We start from the raw sequence: 19,020 nt of genomic DNA, 5'->3' as shown, positions 1-19,020 counted from the left end.
TCCTGAGACAGAATGTCCGTCTCATCAGGTACCGCTCGCCATGCTCACCCGCATCCACCACGCCGCCATCATCTGCTCCGACTACGAGCGCTCCAGGCGCTTCTACACCGAGGTCCTGGGCCTGACGGTCATCGCCGAACATTTCCGCGAAGCGCGCAACTCCTGGAAGCTGGACCTGGGCCTGCCCGACGGCTCGCAGGTGGAGCTGTTCTCCTTCCCCGGCGCGCCGCCGCGCCCGTCCTACCCCGAGGCGCAGGGTCTGCGGCACCTGGCGTTCGTGGTGGAGGACGTGCCGGCCTGCAAGGCGCGGCTGGAGTCGCTCGGCGTGACAGTGGAGCCGGTGCGGGTGGACGAATACACCGGCCGGCGCTTCACCTTTTTCAGCGACCCGGACGGCCTGCCGCTGGAGCTGTACGAGGCTTGAGGCGTATGAATCCAGCGCCGGGCCGCCCCAAGCTGGATTCGCACCCCCTCGGGGGGCAGCGACCCGCGCAGCGGCGGAGCGTGGGGGCCTAGTTCAGCTCCATGACTCTGGCCGGAAAGTCGTAGTTCTCGTCCAGCGCGCGCGCCGCCATCACCGGCAGCATGTGGGTGATGAACACCTCGCCCACCCAGCGGCGCACATCGGGGTCGGCCGGGTTGGTCTTGGCGTGCAGGGTGAAGGCGCAGAAGCGGGTGATGCCGATGTCCTCGGTCAGGCCCGGCGGCACGTGCGGTGCGTGCAGCTGGCCTTCGGGCAGGGCGTGGGTGGTTTCCAGCCGCCAGGCGCCGAGCATGCGGTCGAAGTGGCCCACCGTGCCCTTGCGCCAGATCTCGGCCACGTAGATGTTCCAGGCGCCGGGCTCCTCGGCGATGAAGCCCCAGTCGAATTCGTGCACGGCGTCCGGCTCGGTGTCGAACACGCCGACCTCGCGCGCGTCGTCGCGCATCGAGAACTCGGTGAACATCGCCCCCGGCCCGGTCGGGCGGTTGTCGATGAAGCGGTTGACCGCCACCGGGTCGGCCACGAACAGCGGCTCGGGTTCGCTCCAGGCGCGTTTGGCGCGGTTGAGCAGGCGCGCGGTGGCGTCCACGCTCTTCTGCGCGTTGATGATCCAGTCCATGAAGGTCTTGCGGCCTTCGGGTGTGGACAGCTGCTCGACCGCCTGGTCGAAGGCGGCGTCGTCCTTGAGGTGGCCGTCCTCGCGCAGGCGCAGCACGATGTCCAGCAGCGAGTTGCGGGTGATGTGCTCCAGCGTGTAGGCCAGGTCGCCGCCAGGGTAGTCGGTCATGGTGCGGCGGATCCAGTCCATTGTCGCCTCGTGCGACAGGCCCTGCGGCGCGCGCGGCAGGTCGTTGAAGAGGGCGCGCAGCACGCGCACCGTGTCCAGATCGCTGGCCATGTCGGTCCCGGTGTCAGAAAGAGAAGAGAAAGCCCGGGCCGGCGCGCCGCAGCGGCGAACCAACCCCAGTGGACAGCATAGTCCCGCCCCCCCGGGGTTGAATACCCGGAAAAGTCACGTGTTTGCGGTTCAAATGCAGGCCATGAACGCAGTGACCCCTTCCCTCTACCGCATCCTTTTTGTCTGCATGGGCAACATCTGCCGCAGCCCCACCGCCCACGGCGTGTTCGAGGCCAAGGTGCGCGAGGCCGGCCTGACCGAGCGCGTCGAGGTCGACTCGGCCGGCACGCACAACTACCACGTGGGCGCGCCGCCCGACCACCGCAGCCAGGCCCACGCGCTGCGGCGCGGCTACGACCTCTCGAACCAGCGCGCGCGCCAGCTCACCGCGGACGACTTCGAGGCCTTCGACCTGGTTCTGGTGATGGACTGGGAGAACCAGGTGGCGGCCGAGCGGCTGTGCCCGCCCCGGCACATCCGCAAGCTGCGCCGTTTTGCCGAGTTCTGCGAGCGGCACGACAGCCCCATCGTGCCCGACCCGTACCAGGGTGGACCGGACGGTTTCGAGCACGTGCTCGACCTGGTGGAGGACGGCAGCGAGGGGCTGCTGGCGCATGTGCGCGGGCAGCTGGGACTCGGAACGGACTGAACCAGCCGCTCAGCCCGGCGCCAGCGCCTGCCGCACCAGCGCCTCCAGGTCCGCGTCGGCCCGGAAACCCGCGGCCTCGGCGCGGGGCGTGAGCAGCGGCGGGAAGCGCCCGAACAGGGCTTCGATGCGCTCGTCGGGTGCCCAGCGCACCAAGTCGGCGGCGGGCGTGCCGTGCACCCGACCGACCACCCGCGCCAGATCGGCCATGGCAAAGCGCAGGGTGGGCAGGGTCAGCACGCGGTGGCCCCCGCTGGTGGCCACGTCGAACATGGCCGCGTGCAGCAGCTGGCGGACCACGCAGGGCAGCGAGGAGGCCCAGGTGGTGGCACCGGGCGTGGTGGGACAGGTGAAGGCGCGGCCCGCCGCCAGCTCGCGGATGAGGTCGCTGAGGAAGGCCGAGAGCTGACCGGTGCGCGCGGGCGGGCGCGCCAGCACGCCCGGGATGCGCACGGCCCGGCCATCGACCCAGCCGCGCCGGCTGAAGTCGTCCACCCACAGCTCGCCGATGCGCTTCTGGGTGCCGTAGGTCATCTGCGGGCGGGTGGGCGTGTCGTCGTCCACCAGCGCGGGCAGGTGGCCGAACACCGCGATGGAGCTGGCGAACACGAACACCGGCGCGCGATGGCCGGCGGCCACCTGCTGCTGGCCGTACTCCAGCAGGGTCTGCGTGGCCTCCAGGTTCACGCGGCGCGAGAGCGGGTAGTCCTGTTCGGCCGTGCCACCGGGGATGCTGGCGAGGTGGAACAGCGCATCGATGGGCGGCCCGCCGTTCAGGGCGCCGCGCAGCCAGTCCGCGTCGCCCATGTCGCCTTCGCAGTGCCGCACGCCGTCCGGCGGCTGGCCTTCGAGCGCCAGGTCCAGCAGCGTGAGCCGGGTGACGGACCGGTCGCCCAGCCGGCGGCCGGGCAGCAGGCGCTGCGCCAGCGCCCGCCCCAGAAACCCCGCCGCACCGGTGATCAGCACATGCATGCGCGGGCCTCCGTCACGCCGGCACCACGCGCTGGTCGATGACGCCGAAGGGGCCGGGCCGGCCGTCCTCGAACAGCGCCTGCATGCGCACGCGGTCGCCGAACTTCATGAAGCCGGTGCGGATCTCGCCCTGGTCGATCTTCTCGATCACGCGGCGCTCGGCGATGCAGGCCGAGCCCGCCGCACGTGCCACGTTGCTCACGGTGCCCGAGCCGACGATGCAGCCGGCGGTGAGGCGGCGCGTGCGGGCGGCGTGCGCGACGAGCTGGCCGAAGTGGAAGTTCATCTCGCCGCCGTGCGGTTCGCCAAAGCGCTCGCCGTTCCACTGCACCTGCAGCCGCATCTGCACCCGGCCGTCGCGCCAGGCGCTGCCCAGCTCGTCGGGTGTGACGGCCACCGGCGCGAAGGCGGTGGATGGCTTGGCCTGCAGGAAGCCGAAGCCGGTCTTCATCTCGTGCGGGCCCAGAGCGCGCAGGCTCCAGTCGTTGATCTGCACCACCAGGCGCACGCAGGCCAGCGCGGCCTCGGGCGAGGTGCCCATCGGCACCGGCCCGGTGACCACACCGAACTCGCCCTCGAAGTCGATGCCGTCGGCCTCGCTGGGCAGGGGCACGTCGTCGTGCGGGCCCAGGAAGTCGTCGCTGGCGCCCTGGTACATCACCGGCACGCTGTCGAACAGCGGGATGGGCGGCGAGTTGAAGGCTTCCTCCATCAGGCGGCCGTGGTTCAGGAAGGCCGAGCCGTCGAGCCACTGCGGGCTGCGGGGCAGCGGTGCGCCGCAAGCCGCCGGGTCGAACGGCAGCACGCCGGCGGCGGTGCCGGCGTTGAGCGATTCGTACAGCTCGGTCAGCGGCAGCGCCACGGCGTCCCAGCGCTGCAGGGCGTCGAGCAGGCTGTTGGCCACGGGGGCGGCGTGCACCGCGCGGGTCTGGTCACGGGAGACGAGCAGCAGGCGGCCGTCGCGCAGGGAAGCGAATTTCATGGAAGGTCCTTCAACACCATCAGGCCAGTGCCTCGGCAATGGCCGGGTCGTAGACGCCGTCGATCAGCACGAACAGCATGCGGCAGGGCTTGCCCGAGCGGTTGGCCCAGGCGTGGTTGGTGCCGCGCTGCACGACCACGCTGCCGGGTTTGAGCTGCACCTCGCCCTCGTCGAGCACCAGGGTCATCTCGCCCTCGATGACGACGCCGTAGTCCACGCTCTCGGTGCGGTGCATCAGCGGGTGCGGCGAGTGGGCCTTCACCGTCGAGGCCTTCTCGTCGCCGATCTGGGCGAAGGCGTCCTTCATCTTGCCGGCGCCCTGCGACAGGAACTCGGCCGTGTCGGGCGGGATGTCGACGAAGCGCATGCGCGTGCCGTTCTTGGGTGGCGGCAGCATCAGCGGGCCGAGCGTCGGGTCGGCGCCGTTGTCCACCGGGGCCGGGGTGGCGGCGGTGCTCCACACCTCGTGGAACACCGTGCCGGGGATGGCGGCGATCTCGACCACGGTGGGCAGCGGGCCGCTGCTCGCAACGATGGCCTTGCCATCGGCGCTGTGACCGGTGACGACGCGGTGGATGGGGGGAAAGCTCATGGCGGTTCGGTCCTCAATCAAAAATGGCGACGGCGCGCGTCCAGCCCGCGCTGGCACCTCGGATCTTGTGCGGGAAGCAGCTGATGGTGAAGCCCGTGGCCGGGATGGCTTCGAGGTTGTGCAGCTTTTCGAGGTGGCAGTAGCCGATGTCGCGGCCGGCCTTGTGGCCTTCCCAGATCAGGGCCTTGTTGCCGGTCTCGGCGACGCGCTTCGCGGTGTACGAGAAGGGCGCGTCCCAGCTCCAGGCGTCGGTGCCGGTCAGGCGCACGCCGCGTTCGAGCAGGTACATCGTGGCCTCGTAGCCCATGCCGCAGCCCGCGCCCACGTAGTCGTTGTGGCCGTAGCGGCTGCCGGCGCGCGTGTTGACCACCACGATGTCCAGCGGCTCCAGCGTGTGGCCAACACGTTTCAGCTCGGCCTCGACGTCGGCCGCGGTGGCCACGTAGCCGTCGGGGAAGTGGCGGAAGTCCAGCTTCACACCCGGCTGGAAGCACCATTCCAGCGGCACCTGGTCGATGGTGATGCTGGGCCGGCTGCCGCCGTTCTTGGCGTCCTGCGTGGAATGGAAGTGCCAGGGCGCGTCCAGGTGGGTGCCGTTGTGCGTGGTCAGCGTCACCCACTCGGCGGCCGCGGCCTCGCCGTCGGGGTAATCCTCGGGCTGGGTGCCCGGGATCATGGCCATGAACTCGGGCAGCGTGTCCTGGTGCTTCTGGTAGGTGATCTTGGGCGCCAGCGGCGGCGGGTCGGAGAGCACGTCGTTCTCCAGGTAGATGGAGAGGTCGACGAAGCGGCGCTGCGGTTTCATGCCGGCTCCTGGGCCAGGGAAGAAGGTGCATGCCCCGGCAGGCGGGACATGCACAAGACGGCCAGGCTGCCGATCAGCAGCGCCGCCAGACCCAGACTGCCGTAGCCGGCGGTCTTGACCAGGGTGCCGCCCAGCACCGGGCCGATGGCCGCGCCCACCATCAGCATGGCGGGCGTGGCGGCCATGGCGCGGCCGCTGGGTTCGAGCCGGGCCATCAGGCCGAAGGCGAAGGTGTGGGTGAAGATCATCACCGCGGCGAACACCGAGGCCGCCGCGGCGTAGGCGTAGAAGCCGGGCGCCATCATGATGGTCGCTGCCAGCAGCGCCTGCAGCACCGGCCCCACCATCAGCACGCTGCGCGCGCTCCAGCGCTTCTCGAAGAAGGCGGCCAGCGCCGCCGGCAGCAGGTTGACGAAGCCCAGCACCACCAGCACGCCGGTGATGGCGTTCAGGCTGAAGCCGCGGTCGTTGCCGACGCGCTCAAGGAAGCTGAAGGTCATGGACTGCACCAGGGCCATGGCGCTGATGCCCAGGATGCCGAACCACACGGCGCGCGGGATGGCGGCCACCGGCGCGCCCTGGCGGTCCGTCGCTTCGCGCTCGGGGTCGGGGAAACCGATGGCGCAGACCAGCGCGGCCAGCAGCATCACCCCGCCGAAGATGGCGAACAGCATGTAGCCGCCGGCCGCGGCGATGGCCTTGGGCGAGGTGCCCAGGAACAGCACCGCGAACACGCCCAGGCCCACGCCCACGATGGCGAACTTCAGGTGCGGGTTGGCGCTGCGGGCGATGGTGCCGTGCGTGGCGCTCAGCGCCGCACCCGCGGCCAGCCCCCCAGCCGCGTGCAGCACGGCCATGGTGGTGACGTCCAGCGGCTGCGACAGCACGCCGAAGCAGGTGGCGGCGATGGCGTAGCCGCCGGCGGCCACCCAGCGCCCCTTGACGCGCTGGAAGCGCGAGGCCAGGAAGACGCTGGAGAGCACGGCGCCGATCAGGAACAGCGTGACCAGACCGCCGGCCTGCTGCGGGTCGAGCCTGTAGTGCTGGATCAGGGTGCCGACCCAGACCGGCAGCGCGACGAGGTCGACCATGCCGGCGCAGTGCGCGACGATGAGGGCCACATGGCCGAAGGTGCTGGTGGAGCGGGTGTTCATGGGGGCCTTTGAGTCAGATGGGTTGGGCCAGCGCCATCAGCGAGTCGCGCATGATGCGGCCGTGCTCTTCCTTGTCGCCACCGGCGACCTCGATCTCGCCCAGGCGGGCCGAGTTCTGCACCACCATGCGGCAGCGCTCCCAGCGCCGGTTTTCGAACGCCGCCAGGGCCTGGTCCACCGCGGTCGCGCGCGCCAGCTCCTCGGCCAGCACCAGCGCGTCCTCAATGCCGATGCAGGCGCCCGAGGCCAGGTGCGGCGTGGTCGCGTGCACCGTGTCGCCGATCAGCACCACGCGGCCGCTGAACCAGGGTCGCGGCATCAGCAGGCCTTCGAGCGGGCGGTAGACGATCTGCGAATCCGGGCCGATCTGGTCGCGGATGGCCTGCAGCGCGGGCGCCGGAAAGTCGGCCAGCAGGCCGCGCAGGTGGTCCGCGAACGTGGCCGGATCGACGTGTTCGTTGGTAGGGCGCGGCTCGGTGACGAAGAGGTACATCTCGGTCTTCGAGACCGGGTTCACGCCGGGCTTGATGCGCGGCCCCATCCACATGACGCAGGTCTCGATCTCGGCCGGCCGCGGCAGCACGGCGCGCCAGACGGCCTGGCCGCTGTACTGCGGCTTGGGAGCCTGCGGAAACACCGCCTCGCGCACCTTGGAGTACAGGCCGTCGGCGCCGATGACCAGGTCGTAGCGCCGGCGGCTGCCGTCGGTGAACGCCACCTCCACGCCCTCCGCGTCCTGTTCGATGGACGTGAAGGTGCAGCCCAGGCGCACCTTCGTGCCGCTGGCGCGGGTGGCCTCGGCCAGGATGCGCGCGAGCACCGGCCGCATGATGGCGCCGCCGCCCGGAACGTCGGGGCCGGCGATGCGCGGCGTGGGCAGCTCGGCCACCTTGGGGCCGTGGGGCAGGCACAGCTGCACGCCGTCGGCGGCGTTGCCCTGCGCCAGGAAGGCGTCCAGGATGCCCAGGGTGCGGAAGGCGCGCAGCGTGGCGCCGCCCAGGCTGATGCCGGCACCGTAGCTGCGCCAGCCGGGGTCGATCTCGACCAGGTCGACCTCGGCGCCCTGCTGGCGCAGCTGGATGGCGGCGGCCATGCCGGAGAAGCCGCCGCCGATGATGAGGATGCGGGATGCCGAGCGGGTCATGTGGGTGTCTCCAGGGGGTGTTGGGGAGCGAGGTGGACCTCGCCGTTGTTGTGGATCAGCAGGGGAACGGGGGTGAGCGATTCGCCCAGGCAGGGCCCGAGCGTGCACAGGCCGGTGGCGATGTCGAACTGCGCGCCGTGGGCGGCGCAGACGATGTGCTGGCCGGTGCCGTCGAGGTAGGCGTCCTTGCGCCAGGCCATGGGCGTGTCGTGGTGGGGGCAGGCGTCGCGGTAGGCGAACAGCCGCCTCCCCTGGCGCACCACGAGCACCGTGTCCTGCCCCACCTGGTGCGGGTCAAAACCCCGGGAAGCGCCGTCGGGCAACTGGTCGATGTGACACAGCCTCATGGTCGGCAGCCTTCAGTGCGCGGGCGCGCCGGGCGGCGGGCCGGACGGTGCCCACTTCTCCCGGTGCTGGAACAGGAACAGCTGCGAGGCGTCGGCGCCCATGGGCACCTCGCGGGGCGACCAACGCTCGTCGTGCTGGTCCATGTCGGCGTCGTACTCGACATGGCAGCCCAGCGGCGAGTTGAAGTACCAGAACCAGTTGCTGCCGAACTTGTGGCGCCCCGGGCCCCAGAAGCTCTGGTAGCCCTTTTCCACGAAGCGCGCGCCCGCCAGCATCAGCTCGGTGGGGCCGCCCATGTGGAAGGTGAAGTGCTCGCAGCCTTTCATGAAGGGCGGCGTCTGGATCATGAAGAGGCTGTGGTGCTCGTGCGTGCCGGCGGGCCGCAGGAAGGGGCCGACGCCGGTGAAGCGGTCGGTGCAGACGAAGCCCAGCCGGCGGTAGAAGGCCTCGGCCTTCGCGGTGTCGGGCACGAAGTACACGACGTGCGAGAGCGAGCGCGGCAGGGCCGGCGCGTTCTGGTCCACCGCGACCGTGTTCGCCGGGCGCTGGACCGGCGCGCCCGGCGCGTTCACCGCCTCGGCCGGCAGGTCCAGCGGGCGGCGCACGCTGACCTGGAAGGCCAGCGCGAAGTCCATGTCGTCGTGCGATCGCACCACGCCATGCTCGTGCGTCACCGTGCGGTCCTTGGACAGCTCCGCAGCAATCACGTCCAGTGTGGCGGCGTCGGCCACACCGTAGACCGTTTCCCGCAGCATGCTGGCGGTGCCCAGGCCGGGCGGCAGCGTGGCGTCGTCCTTCGCGCGGAGCACGACGGCGGTGCCGTCGAGCGCTTCGAAGCGGTCGCCGCCCGCGTCGCGCAGGCCGTAGTCGATGAGGTACTGGCTACAGGCGGCGAGGTCGTCCACGCCAAAGACCAGGGCGTCGAGTCCGATGATGTTCATGTGAGGTTCCCTACTGTTGTGGTGTTTCAGGCGGCCGCGCGGCCGCCCAGGGTTTGGGCCACCCAGTCGGCGATGTAGTGGCCGGCGTTGATGCTGTTGTCGAAGCTGGCGTGCTGCACGCCGCCTTCGCGGTCGGTGAAGATCTTGAGTTCGCGCTTGGGGCTGTTGACGAGCTGTTCGTAGGTGCGGTGCGCCCACTTGAGCGGGATCTGCGAGTCGCGCTCGCCGTGCGTCACCAGGAACGGCACCTTGATCTTCTCGACCACGCCGTCCAGGTGCACGTCCTCGGCGATGCGCATGAAGTCGTCGATGTCCTTGGCGCCCCAGACCCAGCACACGTGGGCCCAGTAGTGCGGCACGGGGAAGTCGCCTTCCTTCTCCAGCCGGCGCTTCTGCACGTCGCGCCAGTCGTGGTTGGCGCCCCAGGCCACGCCGCAGGCAAAGCGCGGCTCCATCGCCACCACGCGCGGGCAGTAGTAGCCGCCCAGCGAGACGCCCTCGCAGCCGATGCGTTTCGGGTCCACCTGCGGGTGCTGCTCCAGCCAGTCGACCACGCGGCTGGCCCAGTGTTCGGCGTCGTAGCGCGCGGTCAGGCCCTGCAGACGCAGGGCTTCGCCGGTGCCGGGCTGGTCGACCATCAGCGAGGACACGCCGCGCTTGGACAGCCAGGCTGGCAGGCCGACCAGGTATTTCATCTCCTTGGTGGAGTCCAGACCGTTGAGCTGCACCAGCAGCGGTGCGCGCTCGCCGGGCCGCAGGCCTTCGGCCGGGAAGTACAGGGCAGAGATGTGCGAACCCTCGTAGGGGATCTCGACGCGCTGGACGCGGTCGCGCATCAGGCTGGCGCCCTTGTGGAACAGCGCCAGCTCGCGCCGGTAGAGGGCCAGGCGGCCGGGGGCATCGTGCGCCTGCAGACGCTCGGCCGTGATCAGGTAGGCGGACGCGCGGCGGTACTTTTCGCCGGCAGAGAACAGGCGGCCCTTGGCCTCGTCTTCGGCGGCCAGTTCGCAGAGCCGGTCAGCCATGCTCACCCAGGTCTCGCGGAAAGCCTGGGTGCCGGCGGCGTCGGGAGCTTTGGCGGCCTCCTGCAAAGGCCCGCACATGGTTTCGATCTCGCCCATGCGCGCGCCCATCTCGATGGCCAGGTTGACGGAAAGGTTCCAGACGTAGTTGGTGGGGAAGTACTTGAACATGGGATCAGTGGGCCGGGAGGGGGTTGGAAAGGGATGGGGCCGCGGCGACGCGCACAGGCGCGGGCCGCAGCAGGAAGTGCGCGAGCGCGGGCAGCAGCACGAGGGCGCCGAGCATGTTCCAGAGGAACATGAAGGCCAGCAGCAGGCCCATGTCGGCCTGGAACTTGATGGGCGAGGCCACCCAGGTGATCACGCCCACGGCCAGCGTGACGCCGGTGAGCATCACGACCTTGCCGGTGAACAGCAGGGCGCGGTAGTAGGCGTCCGACAGGCTCTTGCCTTCGCGCAGCTGGGCCAGGGTGATGGACAGGATGTAGAGCGCGTAGTCGACGCCGATGCCCACACCCAGCGCGATCACCGGCAACGTGGCCACCTTCACGCCCATGCCCAGCGCCACCATCAGCGCCTCGGCCAGGAACGAGGTCACCACCAGCGGCAGCACCGCCACCACCACTGCGCGCCAGGAGCGGAAGGTGATGAAGCACAGCAGCACCACGGCGCCGTAGACCATCAGCAGCATGGTGCGCCAGGCGTCCTTGACGACGATGTTGGTCGCGGCCTCGATGCCGGCCGAACCGGCGGCCAGCAGAAACTGCGTGTCGGCCGTGTTGTTCACCTGGGCGAAGGCCTCGACGTGGCCCACCACGCGGCTCAGCGTGTCGGCCTTGTGGTCGCGCAGGTAGACGTAGACCGTCAGCAGGCCGCAGGCGTCGTTGTAGAGGCCGCGCGGCGCGCTGGCCGTGACGGTGTTGAGCATGTCCTGGTTGGGCAGGAACTCGTACCAGCGCGGGTGGCCTTCGTTCAGGCCCGAGAGCACGCGGCGGTTGAGCAGCGCCAGGGTGTTGGTGCTCTCCACGCCGTCGATCTGGCGCAGTTCCCACTCCAGCGCGTCCACCTTGTTGAGCGTGTCGTAGGCCGAACACTGGCCCTCGGGTGTCTTCACCATCACGGCCAGCACGTCGCTGCCGGCGCCGTAGGCGGCGTTCATGAAGGCCACGTCGCGGTTGTAGCGGCTGTCGGCCCGCAGCTCGGGCGCGCCGGGGTCGAGGTCGCCGATCTTGAGCTGGGTGCTGGCGGCGAAGCCGCCCACGCCCATCAGCAAGCCGGCCACCACCGCCACCGTGGCCCAGGGGCGTTGCGTGAAGCGGTCGAGGAAGGCCCACATCGGGTGTTTGGCCGCGCCGGTGTCGTCGGCCTGCTCGGCGCGCAGGCTGCGCGCGGCGGCCTTGGCGCTCACGCCGGTGTAGCTCAGCCCGATGGGCAGCAGGATCAGGTTGGTGAAGATCAGCACCGCCACGCCGATGGAGGCTGCAACTGCCAGCTCGCGGATCACCTGGATGTCGATCACCAGCAGCACCGCAAAGCCCACGGCGTCGGCCAGCAGCGCCGTGAGCCCGGCCAGGAACAGGCGGCGGAAGGTGAAGCGCGCGGCCACCAGCTTGGGCAGGCCGCGGCCCACGTCCTGCATGATGCCGTTCATCTTCTGCGCGCCGTGGCTCATGCCGATGGCGAACACCAGGAAGGGCACGAGGATGGAGTACGGGTCCAGCGCGTAGCCCAGCAGCGGCAGCAGGCCCAGCTGCCAGACCACCGCGATCAGCGAGGCCAGCACCACCAGCAGCGTGGAGCGCACGCAGCGCGTGTACCAGAACACCATGGCGGTGGCGATGGCCACGGCGATGGCGAAGAACACCAGCACCGCCTTCACGCCGTCGATCAGGTCGCCCACGATCTTGGCGAAACCGGTGATGTGCACGCGCACGCCTTCGGCCTCGTACTTGGTGCGCAGCGCGTCGAGCTGGCCCGAGAGCCGCGCGTAGTCGATGGCCCGGCCCTCGGCGTCTTTGGCCAGCAGCGGCACGAAGATCACCGACGACTGCGCGTCGCGCGCCACGGTCTGCCCGATCTCGCCCGAGCGCGCCACGTTGGCGGCCAGCTGTTGCAGCTTGGCGGGCGAACCGTCGAAGCCATCGGGGATCACCGGACCGCCCTCCAGGCCGTCCTCCGTCACACCCACCCAGCGCGTGCTCGGCGTCCAGAGCGACTTCATGCGCGCACGGTCCACACCGGGCAGCAGGAACACCTCGTCGGAGAGGCGGCGCAGGGTGTCGAGGTACTGCGCGTCGTAAATGCCGCCTTCGGGCTGCGCCACGGCGATGCGCACCGCGTTGCCCAGGCCGCTCAGCTCGGCCTGGTACCTCAAGAAGTTCTGGATGTAGGGGTGGCTGGTGGGGATGGTCTTCTCGAAGCTGGCGTTGAGCTGCAGGCGCGTGGCCTGCCAGCCCAGCAGCAGCGTGACCAGCGCGCACAGCAGCAGCACGATGGCGCGGTGGTTGAACAGTGCGCGCTCGATCAGCGAGCCCGAGCGGGGATCGAATGCAGAGGTGCTCATTGCAGCGCTCCTGCATCAACAGGCACCACGCCGGCCACGCCCAGCGTGAGCAGCGGTCCGCCCTGCAACGGCAGCAGCGCCGCGGGCATGGGCACCGGGGGTGCCTTCAGCGGCACCAGCGCGTCGCCATGCAGGCGCAGCACCACGCCGGCCTGGCTGGCGAGCAGCAGCCCGCCGTCGGCCGCGGTGGCCATGGCGGTGATGGTCGCCGGCACCGGCGAGGCCAGCGGGGTCCACTGGGCGCCACCATCGGTGGAGCGCCACACGTTGCCGCGCAGGCCCGCCAGCACGGTCTGGCCGTCGGCTCGCAGCTCGCCGGTGAACCAGCTGCCTTGGTAGGGGGAGTTCATGGTCTGAAAGGTCTGGCCGCCGTCGGTGGAGCGGGCCAGCAGGCCCTGCTCGCCAGCCAGCAGCAGGGTGTCGCCCGCGCGCCGCGCCACGTACCAGTGCAGGGCCTTGGGGTTGGGCAGGCGGTCCATCCAGGGCGTCCAGCGCTCGCCGCCGTCGTCGCTGTAGAAGGCCAGCCCGTAGGCGCCCACGGCGAGCAGGCGCTTCGCGTCCCACTGCAGCACGTCCAGGAAGGGTTTGTCGGGTCCGTCGGCCAGCAGACGCTCGGCGTCCCGCTGCGCTTCGGGCGTGGTGGCCGCCGCCTTGGCGATCTCGGCCAGGCGCCGGCCGTCCAGACGCAGGCGCCAGCTGGCCCCCGCGTCGTCGGTGGTCAGCACCGTGCCGCCGTGGCCCACGGCCACGCCGTGCCGCTCGTCGGCAAAGCGCACCATGGTCAGCGTCACGCTCACCGGGCTGGGCGCCTGGCGCCAGCTGGCGCCGCGGTCGTCGCTCAGGGCCACGATGCCGCGCTCGCCCACCGCCACGAGGCGCGCACCGGCCTGGGCCGCCGCGAGCAGCACGGCCCGCTGCGGCGCCTTGACCGCCAGCGCCGGGCGCTGCAGTGCATCGCCCACCGGCGGGCGGGCCAGCGCGGGGCCCGCACTGGTCGCCGCGCACACCACGGCCAGGAGAAGTGACAGACGCATGGTGCTGCCCGCTCAGCGCACGCCGTCGCCGGCCATGGCGTCGGGGGTGAAGAAGCTGTCCGGACGGCGCGGCACGATCTTGTAGTGCTGGTTGCGCTCGTTGACCACGCCGCTGGCGTACCAGGCGCCCGAGATCAGGTCGTTGAAGCCCCACTGCTGCTGCGGCGTGGTGGCCGGCAGGTCGGGCATCACCACCGGGTGCGACCAGATGGTCTTCCACAGCTGGCCCTTGGCGTCCCAGCGGTCGCCCAGCACGGCCACCCAGGTGTCCTCGTCCACGTAGTAGCGGCTCCTGGGTGCCTGGTGGCGCTGGCCAGCCTTGAGCGTGGCCTCCACCACGTAGACGCGGTGCAGCTCCCAGCGCACGTGGTCGGGGTTGAGGTGGTTGGCCAGCAGCACGTCGCTGTCCTTGGCCGGGGTGTGCAGCCGGTTGCTGTTGTAGGGGATCAGCATCTCCTGCTTGCCCACGAGCTTCCAGTCGAAGCGGTCGCTGCGTCCGCCAAAGACGTCGACCTCGTCGAAGCTGGCCACACCCGCGGTGGCGGGGGTGGGCGTGTCGCAGCAGGCATTGGGCAGCTTGCGCACGCGGCGCTGCCCGGTCAGGTAGACCCAGGAGGCGCTCTTGTCCTGGTCGAGGTTCAGCACCCCAGTGATGGCCTCGCCGGCGCGCACGGGCGGGCCGCTGTTGACCAGGCGGATCGACCAGTACCCCCCATTGAATTTGTCGGCCTCGCCGTTGGCGTAGTACGGCATCTGGAAGTCGCCCCGCCCTTCGACCGACAGCACCCGCTGGCCACTGGCCGTGCCCAGGTAGCCACGGAAGTCGGCCTGCCAGGCCTCGCCGCGCCAGTGCAGCTCGTGGTTGGCCATGACCTCTTCGCCGGTCTTGGGCACCGGGAAGGGAATGCCGCCGAAGGCGCCGGTGACGACCCCGTTCTCGATCTTCGCGCTGGTGGCGTTCTTGAAGGTGTTGTCGTACACCCATTGCGGCGCCGCCGCGGTGCGGTGGGTCTTGTAGACGTCGACGCGGAAGCTCTGCGGGTATTTCTTCAGCAGGGCCTGCGTGCCCTCGGTCAGCCTGGCCGCGTGCTCAGCCATGTTGGCAGCCGTGATGCTGTAGAGCGGTTTCTCGTTGGCAAACGGATCGCCGCGGCGGCCGCCGTTCTTGAAGCCGGGAACGGCCGTGGTGTAACCCCCGGTCCAGGCCGGGATGCTGCCGTCCTTGTTGCCGGCGCGCTCGGCGCCCAGCGGGGTCAGGTCGGTCTTGAGGCGCGCGGCCTCCTGGGCGGTCACGCCGGCCTGGGCCGTGCCCAGGGCGAGCAGCAGCGCCGCCGCTGTCCACAGTTGCGGTTGTTTCATGGTGGTCTCCTCGATCAGAAGGTGGTGCGCAGCGACACGGTCAGGTAGTTCCGGTCTTTCAGCGCCTGGCGGTACACGGCGTTGTTGGCGGCGTCCAGCGTCGGCGCGGCCTTGCCCAGGAAGTGCACGTAGTTGATGGCCAGGTTCCAGGCGCCGAGGTAGACGGCGTTGAGCCCCAGGCTCAGGTCACCGCCCCCGTCCACGCCGAAGCCCGGCCCCACGGCCGAGGACTTGCCCTTGGTGTAGCCCAGACCGATCGTGGGCGAGAGGTCCAGGCCCGGCAGCACCTGGCGGTAGCTGGGCGAGAACACCATGCGCGTGGCCACGGCCGACTTGTCGGCATTGGGGTTGAGCATCTGCTCGTTGCGCGTGACCTTCAGCCGTGTGTTCCAGGCCACCTCGCCCACGAACGAGGCTTCGCGCGAGAGAAAGGACGGCCCCAGCGAGGCGATCCACGAGAGCTGCGCGTGCGCCGTCTCGCCCACCGCGTAGCCGGGGTTGCTGTTGTTGTTCAGGCCGGTGTTGACGCGGATGGTCGCGAGCGAGGCCTGGCCCGAGCTGGCCAGCGGCGTGTTCTGGCGCACCGAGACCTCGCCGGCCAGACCCCATTCGCCCACCGACTTGGCAAAGCTGGCGCCGAAGGCGCGCACGCCCTCGTGGTACATCCAGCGGTAGCTGCTGGGCACCAGCGCCGGTGGCACGCCGTTGAGCACGGTGTTGATGTTGCTGGGCGTGGTGGCGTGGTAGCGGATGGCGTAGAGGCCGAAGTCGGTGTCGAGCGACGGCGCACGGAAGCGCAGCTGCACCCCGCCCTGCCCGCTGTCCTTGGCGTCCAGGTCGGGCTGGCGCTCGAAGCTGGCCGTGGGGCCGGCCAGGATGCGCTCGGCGCCCGGGCCCATGGAGTCGCTGGTGGAGAGGTAGGCACCCGCCGGCATCAGGCGGGTCTTCTCCCACTCGTAGGCGAGGTAGGCCCCCAGCGACACGTCGGGCGTCAGCTGCACCTGGCCGGAGAGCTTGCCGGTGGGCATGGCGACTTCCTTGAAGGTGGCGTTGGGCACCGACAGCAGCTTGATCAGGTCCAGCGGCGCCTGGCCTCCCGCGATGCCGTTGGCACCGAAGAACAGGCTCTCGCCCCAGAGCAGGGTGTGGCGGCCCAGCCGGGCCGAGGCGGGGCGGTCGCCCAGGTCGAACTTGCCGTAGACGAAGGCGTCGAGCAGCTCGGCCTTGCGGCCCATGAGGTCGCGGGTCTCGGGTGCGAACGCGGTGCCGGGCCGGTGGTTGGCGGTGAAGCCGGTGTTGTCGGTCTTTCCGTTGTAGACGCTGTCGTACCAGGCCGCGCCGCTGAGGCGGGCACCGTAGCCCGGGCCGGCGAGGTCCAGCTCGGTCAGCAGGTCCAGCCGGCTGGAGACCAGGCCCTTCTTGAAGTTGTTGTCACCGTCGTCCTGGTTGACGGTCAGCGGCACCTGCGCGGACAGCGTGGGCGAGGCGCTCTTGAGGCGCTGCATCAGGCTGACCTTGACGGTGTTGTCCCAGCGCAGGGTCCAGTCGGGGTTCCCCGTGTCGATCTCGATCGCCTGGGCCGCGGGGGCGGCCAGCAGCGCGAGCAGCAGGGGCGTGAGGGTGCGGCGTCCGTGCGCCCGGCGCGGGGCGGCGGGCCGGGCATTCGCTCGATTCGGCATGGCTTGTCTCCTTGTTGTCGTGGGCTGTCGCCGACCTGGACCACTTGATCCAGATCAAACGAGCCGCGACTTTATGGAGCGGGCAATACCCTGGGAAATGGATTGTTCGAATCTCCGAAATCGGATTTCGAAATATCAGGGCAAACCCTTGATGACCCCGGCTGCACCCGCCTAGGCCCCTCTGCCCTGAGGCACACTGCGCCACCGGCCGACCATGCGATTCAAGAAACTCGACCTCAACCTACTCGTCGCGCTCGACGCCCTGCTGACCGAAAAAAACGTCACACGGGCGGGCGAGCGCGTGTTCCTGAGCCAGTCCACCATGAGCAATGCGCTGGCGCGGCTGCGCCAGTACTTCGACGACGAGCTGCTGGTGCAAGTGGGCGGGCGCATGGAACTGACGCCGCGCGCGGTGATGCTGCACGATGCCGTGCGCGACGTGCTGGTGCGCATCGACACCACCATCGCCGCCAAGCCGGCCTTCGATCCGACCGAGTCGGACCGCGAGTTCACGCTCTTCGTCTCCGACTACTCGATGGAGGTGCTGATCCCGGGCGCACTGGCGCTGGCCAGTGCGCAGGGCAGCCGGGTGCGCTTCAACCTCCAGCCCCAGGTCAACCAGCCCTACCGACACCTGGAGCGGGGCGAGGCCGACCTGCTCATCATTCCGCAGACCTTCTGCTCACCCGACCACCCGGTGGATGTGCTGTTCGAGGACCGCTTCGTCTGCGTGGTGTGGCGCGAAAGCGCACTCGCGCAGGGCGAGCTGACGCAGGAGCGCTACCAGCGGGCGCGGCACGTCACCATGCGCCCGCCCGGCGGCGGCCAGCCCGTGTTCGACACCTGGCTGGCCAGCGACCATGGCCTGAGCCGCGAGATCGGCCTGGCCACCTACAGCTTCGGCGTGATCCCGCACCTGGTGGTGGGCACCGACCTGATCGGCACCGTGCACGCCCGGCTGGCGCAGCGCCTGCTGCCCCTGCTGCCGATCGAGATCCGCCCGGTGCCCCTGCCGATGCGTGCCTTCAGCCAGGCCATGCAGTGGCACAAGTACCTCACGCGCGACCCGGGCCTGATCTGGCTGCGCGGCCTGCTCAAGGAAGCGGCCGCGCGCCTGGACGATCCGGCCGGGTCCGCAGGCCTCAGCTAGAGGCGCCCGCCACGTCCTGCGAACGGATGGCGGCGAAGCGCTGCTCCATCTCTCGCCGCATCGCCTTGCGCAGCTCGGCACCCGCGTGGCGGCGGCGCTCGTCGGGCGTGAAGGGCCGCAGTGGCGGCACGGCCGTGGGCTTGCGGTCCTCGTCCACCGCGACCATGGTGAAGAAGCAGCTGTTGACGTGGCGCTTGTCCTGCGTGCGGATGTTCTCGGCGATCACCTTGATGCCGACCTCCATGGACGAGGTGCCGGTGTGGTTGACCGAGGCCAGGAAGGTCACCAGCTCGCCCACGTGGATCGGCTGGCGGAACATCACCTGGTCGACGCTCAGCGTGACCACGTAGGTGCCGGCGTAGCGGCTGGCGCAGGCGTAGGCCACCTGGTCGAGCAGCTTGAGGATGGTGCCGCCGTGGACATTGCCGGAAAAGTTGGCGGTGTCGGGCGTCATGAGCACGGTCATGCTCAGCTGGTGGGCGGGGAGTTCCATGGGGTTTGGGGGTGGAGGCTGGGAGGCGGAGCGTAGCAGCCATCGTGCCAGTTCTGGCTGTCCTTTGGCTGGCAGAAGGGTCAGCCTCTGCCCAGGCCTTCCCACAGCATCCACAGGGCCCCGGCAATGAGCAGCAGGCCGACCGCCTGTCCCGCCCGCACCTGCGCGCGCCCGCTGCCGCGCAGAAACGCCCTGGCGCGGTCGGCACCGATGACCACCGCGCCGTACACCGCCCCCTGGGTCAGCGCGATGACCGCGCCCATGGCCACCGCCTGCGCCGGCATCGACCCATGTTCCGGCCGGGCGAACTGGGGCCAGACCGCGAGCATGAACAGGTAGGCCTTGGGGTTGAGCAGGCAGGTCAGCAGGCCTTGCCGGAAGGTGGCCGGCCAGGGGCGCGAGGTCGGCGCGCCGACCTCGCCCAGCGCCGAGGCGCCGCGCAACAGCGACCAGCCGATCCAACCGAGGTACAGCGCCCCCGCCACCAGCATCAGCGTGAGCAGCGCGGGCACCGCCCGCAGCACCAGCCCCACCCCGAGCGCTGCCATGGCGGTGTGCGCCACGCCGCCCGCGACGATGCCGGCCAGCGCCGCCAGGCCGCCGCGCCGGCCGTCGACCAGCGTGCTGCCGAGCACGAAGGCCATGTCCATGCCGGGCAAGGCGATGATGCCCAGCACGAGCACGAAGAACAGCCAGAGCTGGGTGGTTTGTGTGAGGGTGAAGGTCAGGTGTTCCATGGCTGCGCATGCTGCGC

General features: G+C 70.3%; 19 protein-coding genes. 3 read left to right on the top strand and 16 right to left on the bottom strand.

Annotation, left to right across the window (positions count from 1 at the left end):
• The first annotated feature begins 40 nt into the window (after positions 1-40).
• Positions 41-424, top strand: a complete 384-nt coding sequence (gene gloA2, locus HPF_RS01380) for an SMU1112c/YaeR family gloxylase I-like metalloprotein (RefSeq protein ID WP_133155536.1) — start codon at positions 41-43, stop codon at positions 422-424.
• Between the two features lie 88 nt (positions 425-512).
• Here the strand turns inward: gloA2 and HPF_RS01375 are convergent, their stop codons facing one another.
• Positions 513-1,382 (bottom strand): hypothetical protein, encoded by an 870-nt coding sequence (locus HPF_RS01375; protein WP_133155535.1) that lies wholly within the window; start codon positions 1,380-1,382, stop codon positions 513-515.
• A gap of 142 nt (positions 1,383-1,524) precedes the next feature.
• Here HPF_RS01375 and HPF_RS01370 point away from each other — a divergent pair, with 142 nt between their 5' ends.
• Entirely contained in the window at positions 1,525-2,031 is a 507-nt protein-coding gene (locus HPF_RS01370; protein ID WP_066152606.1) for a low molecular weight protein-tyrosine-phosphatase, read from the top strand.
• A gap of 9 nt (positions 2,032-2,040) precedes the next feature.
• Here HPF_RS01370 and HPF_RS01365 read toward each other — a convergent pair whose 3' ends face one another.
• The 13 genes from HPF_RS01365 to HPF_RS01305 are packed head-to-tail and all read right to left on the bottom strand — an operon-like array spanning position 2,041 to position 16,623.
• Positions 2,041-3,000, bottom strand: a complete 960-nt coding sequence (locus tag HPF_RS01365; RefSeq protein WP_133155534.1) for an NAD-dependent epimerase/dehydratase family protein — start codon at positions 2,998-3,000, stop codon at positions 2,041-2,043.
• A 13-nt stretch (positions 3,001-3,013) separates the two neighbouring features.
• The gene (locus HPF_RS01360) at positions 3,014-3,982 is read right to left on the bottom strand and encodes a fumarylacetoacetate hydrolase family protein (RefSeq protein ID WP_133155533.1); all 969 of its coding nucleotides are present in this window, start codon (positions 3,980-3,982) and stop codon (positions 3,014-3,016) included.
• A gap of 19 nt (positions 3,983-4,001) precedes the next feature.
• Positions 4,002-4,574 carry a cupin domain-containing protein gene (locus HPF_RS01355; protein ID WP_066152499.1) on the bottom strand — a complete coding sequence of 191 codons (573 nt, stop codon included), beginning with the start codon at positions 4,572-4,574 and terminating at the stop codon, positions 4,002-4,004.
• 13 nt (positions 4,575-4,587) lie between these two features.
• On the bottom strand, positions 4,588-5,379 hold the full coding sequence (locus HPF_RS01350; protein ID WP_133155532.1) for a cyclase family protein: 792 nt from the start codon (positions 5,377-5,379) through the stop codon (positions 4,588-4,590).
• Positions 5,376-6,533, bottom strand: a complete 1,158-nt coding sequence (locus tag HPF_RS01345) for an MFS transporter (RefSeq protein WP_133155531.1) — start codon at positions 6,531-6,533, stop codon at positions 5,376-5,378. The genes HPF_RS01350 and HPF_RS01345 overlap by 4 nt, the downstream gene beginning before the upstream one ends.
• Positions 6,534-6,546: 13 nt before the next feature.
• Positions 6,547-7,677, bottom strand: coding sequence for an FAD-dependent oxidoreductase (locus HPF_RS01340; protein WP_133155530.1), 1,131 nt, complete (start codon positions 7,675-7,677; stop codon positions 6,547-6,549).
• Complete coding sequence (locus HPF_RS01335) at positions 7,674-8,024, bottom strand: Rieske (2Fe-2S) protein (RefSeq protein WP_133155529.1); 351 nt, start codon at positions 8,022-8,024, stop codon at positions 7,674-7,676. Before HPF_RS01335 ends, HPF_RS01340 begins: the two co-directional genes overlap by 4 nt.
• A gap of 12 nt (positions 8,025-8,036) precedes the next feature.
• Positions 8,037-8,966 carry a VOC family protein gene (locus HPF_RS01330; RefSeq protein ID WP_133155528.1) on the bottom strand — a complete coding sequence of 310 codons (930 nt, stop codon included), beginning with the start codon at positions 8,964-8,966 and terminating at the stop codon, positions 8,037-8,039.
• Between the two features lie 26 nt (positions 8,967-8,992).
• Positions 8,993-10,159 carry an alpha/beta hydrolase family protein gene (locus HPF_RS01325; RefSeq protein ID WP_066152482.1) on the bottom strand — a complete coding sequence of 389 codons (1,167 nt, stop codon included), beginning with the start codon at positions 10,157-10,159 and terminating at the stop codon, positions 8,993-8,995.
• A 4-nt stretch (positions 10,160-10,163) separates the two neighbouring features.
• Positions 10,164-12,551 carry an efflux RND transporter permease subunit gene (locus HPF_RS01320; protein ID WP_133155527.1) on the bottom strand — a complete coding sequence of 796 codons (2,388 nt, stop codon included), beginning with the start codon at positions 12,549-12,551 and terminating at the stop codon, positions 10,164-10,166.
• Complete coding sequence (locus HPF_RS01315; RefSeq protein WP_133155526.1) at positions 12,548-13,585, bottom strand: WD40/YVTN/BNR-like repeat-containing protein; 1,038 nt, start codon at positions 13,583-13,585, stop codon at positions 12,548-12,550. The genes HPF_RS01320 and HPF_RS01315 overlap by 4 nt, the downstream gene beginning before the upstream one ends.
• 12 nt (positions 13,586-13,597) lie before the next feature.
• The gene (locus tag HPF_RS01310) at positions 13,598-14,944 is read right to left on the bottom strand and encodes a DUF1329 domain-containing protein (RefSeq protein WP_133155525.1); all 1,347 of its coding nucleotides are present in this window, start codon (positions 14,942-14,944) and stop codon (positions 13,598-13,600) included.
• Between the two features lie 14 nt (positions 14,945-14,958).
• On the bottom strand, positions 14,959-16,623 hold the full coding sequence (locus HPF_RS01305) for a DUF1302 domain-containing protein (protein ID WP_133155524.1): 1,665 nt from the start codon (positions 16,621-16,623) through the stop codon (positions 14,959-14,961).
• A gap of 214 nt (positions 16,624-16,837) precedes the next feature.
• On the opposite strand from HPF_RS01305, the gene HPF_RS01300 reads away from it, so the two are divergent.
• Positions 16,838-17,773, top strand: a complete 936-nt coding sequence (locus tag HPF_RS01300) for a LysR family transcriptional regulator (protein WP_133155523.1) — start codon at positions 16,838-16,840, stop codon at positions 17,771-17,773.
• On the opposite strand, the gene HPF_RS01295 is transcribed toward HPF_RS01300, so the two are convergent.
• Both HPF_RS01295 and HPF_RS01290 read right to left on the bottom strand, forming a co-directional pair.
• Positions 17,766-18,266: an acyl-CoA thioesterase gene (locus HPF_RS01295; protein ID WP_066152467.1), complete on the bottom strand. Its 501-nt coding sequence runs from the start codon at positions 18,264-18,266 to the stop codon at positions 17,766-17,768. The genes HPF_RS01300 and HPF_RS01295 overlap by 8 nt on opposite strands.
• An 80-nt stretch (positions 18,267-18,346) precedes the next feature.
• Positions 18,347-19,003: a LysE family translocator gene (locus HPF_RS01290; RefSeq protein WP_243721660.1), complete on the bottom strand. Its 657-nt coding sequence runs from the start codon at positions 19,001-19,003 to the stop codon at positions 18,347-18,349.
• Positions 19,004-19,020: the final 17 nt, after the last annotated feature.

This window comes from Hydrogenophaga pseudoflava, assembly GCF_004353865.1.
Taxonomy (GTDB): Bacteria; Pseudomonadota; Gammaproteobacteria; order Burkholderiales; family Burkholderiaceae_C; genus Hydrogenophaga; species Hydrogenophaga pseudoflava.
Note: the sequence above shows the minus strand (reverse complement) of the source record. Positions and strands in the feature narration are given on the sequence as shown.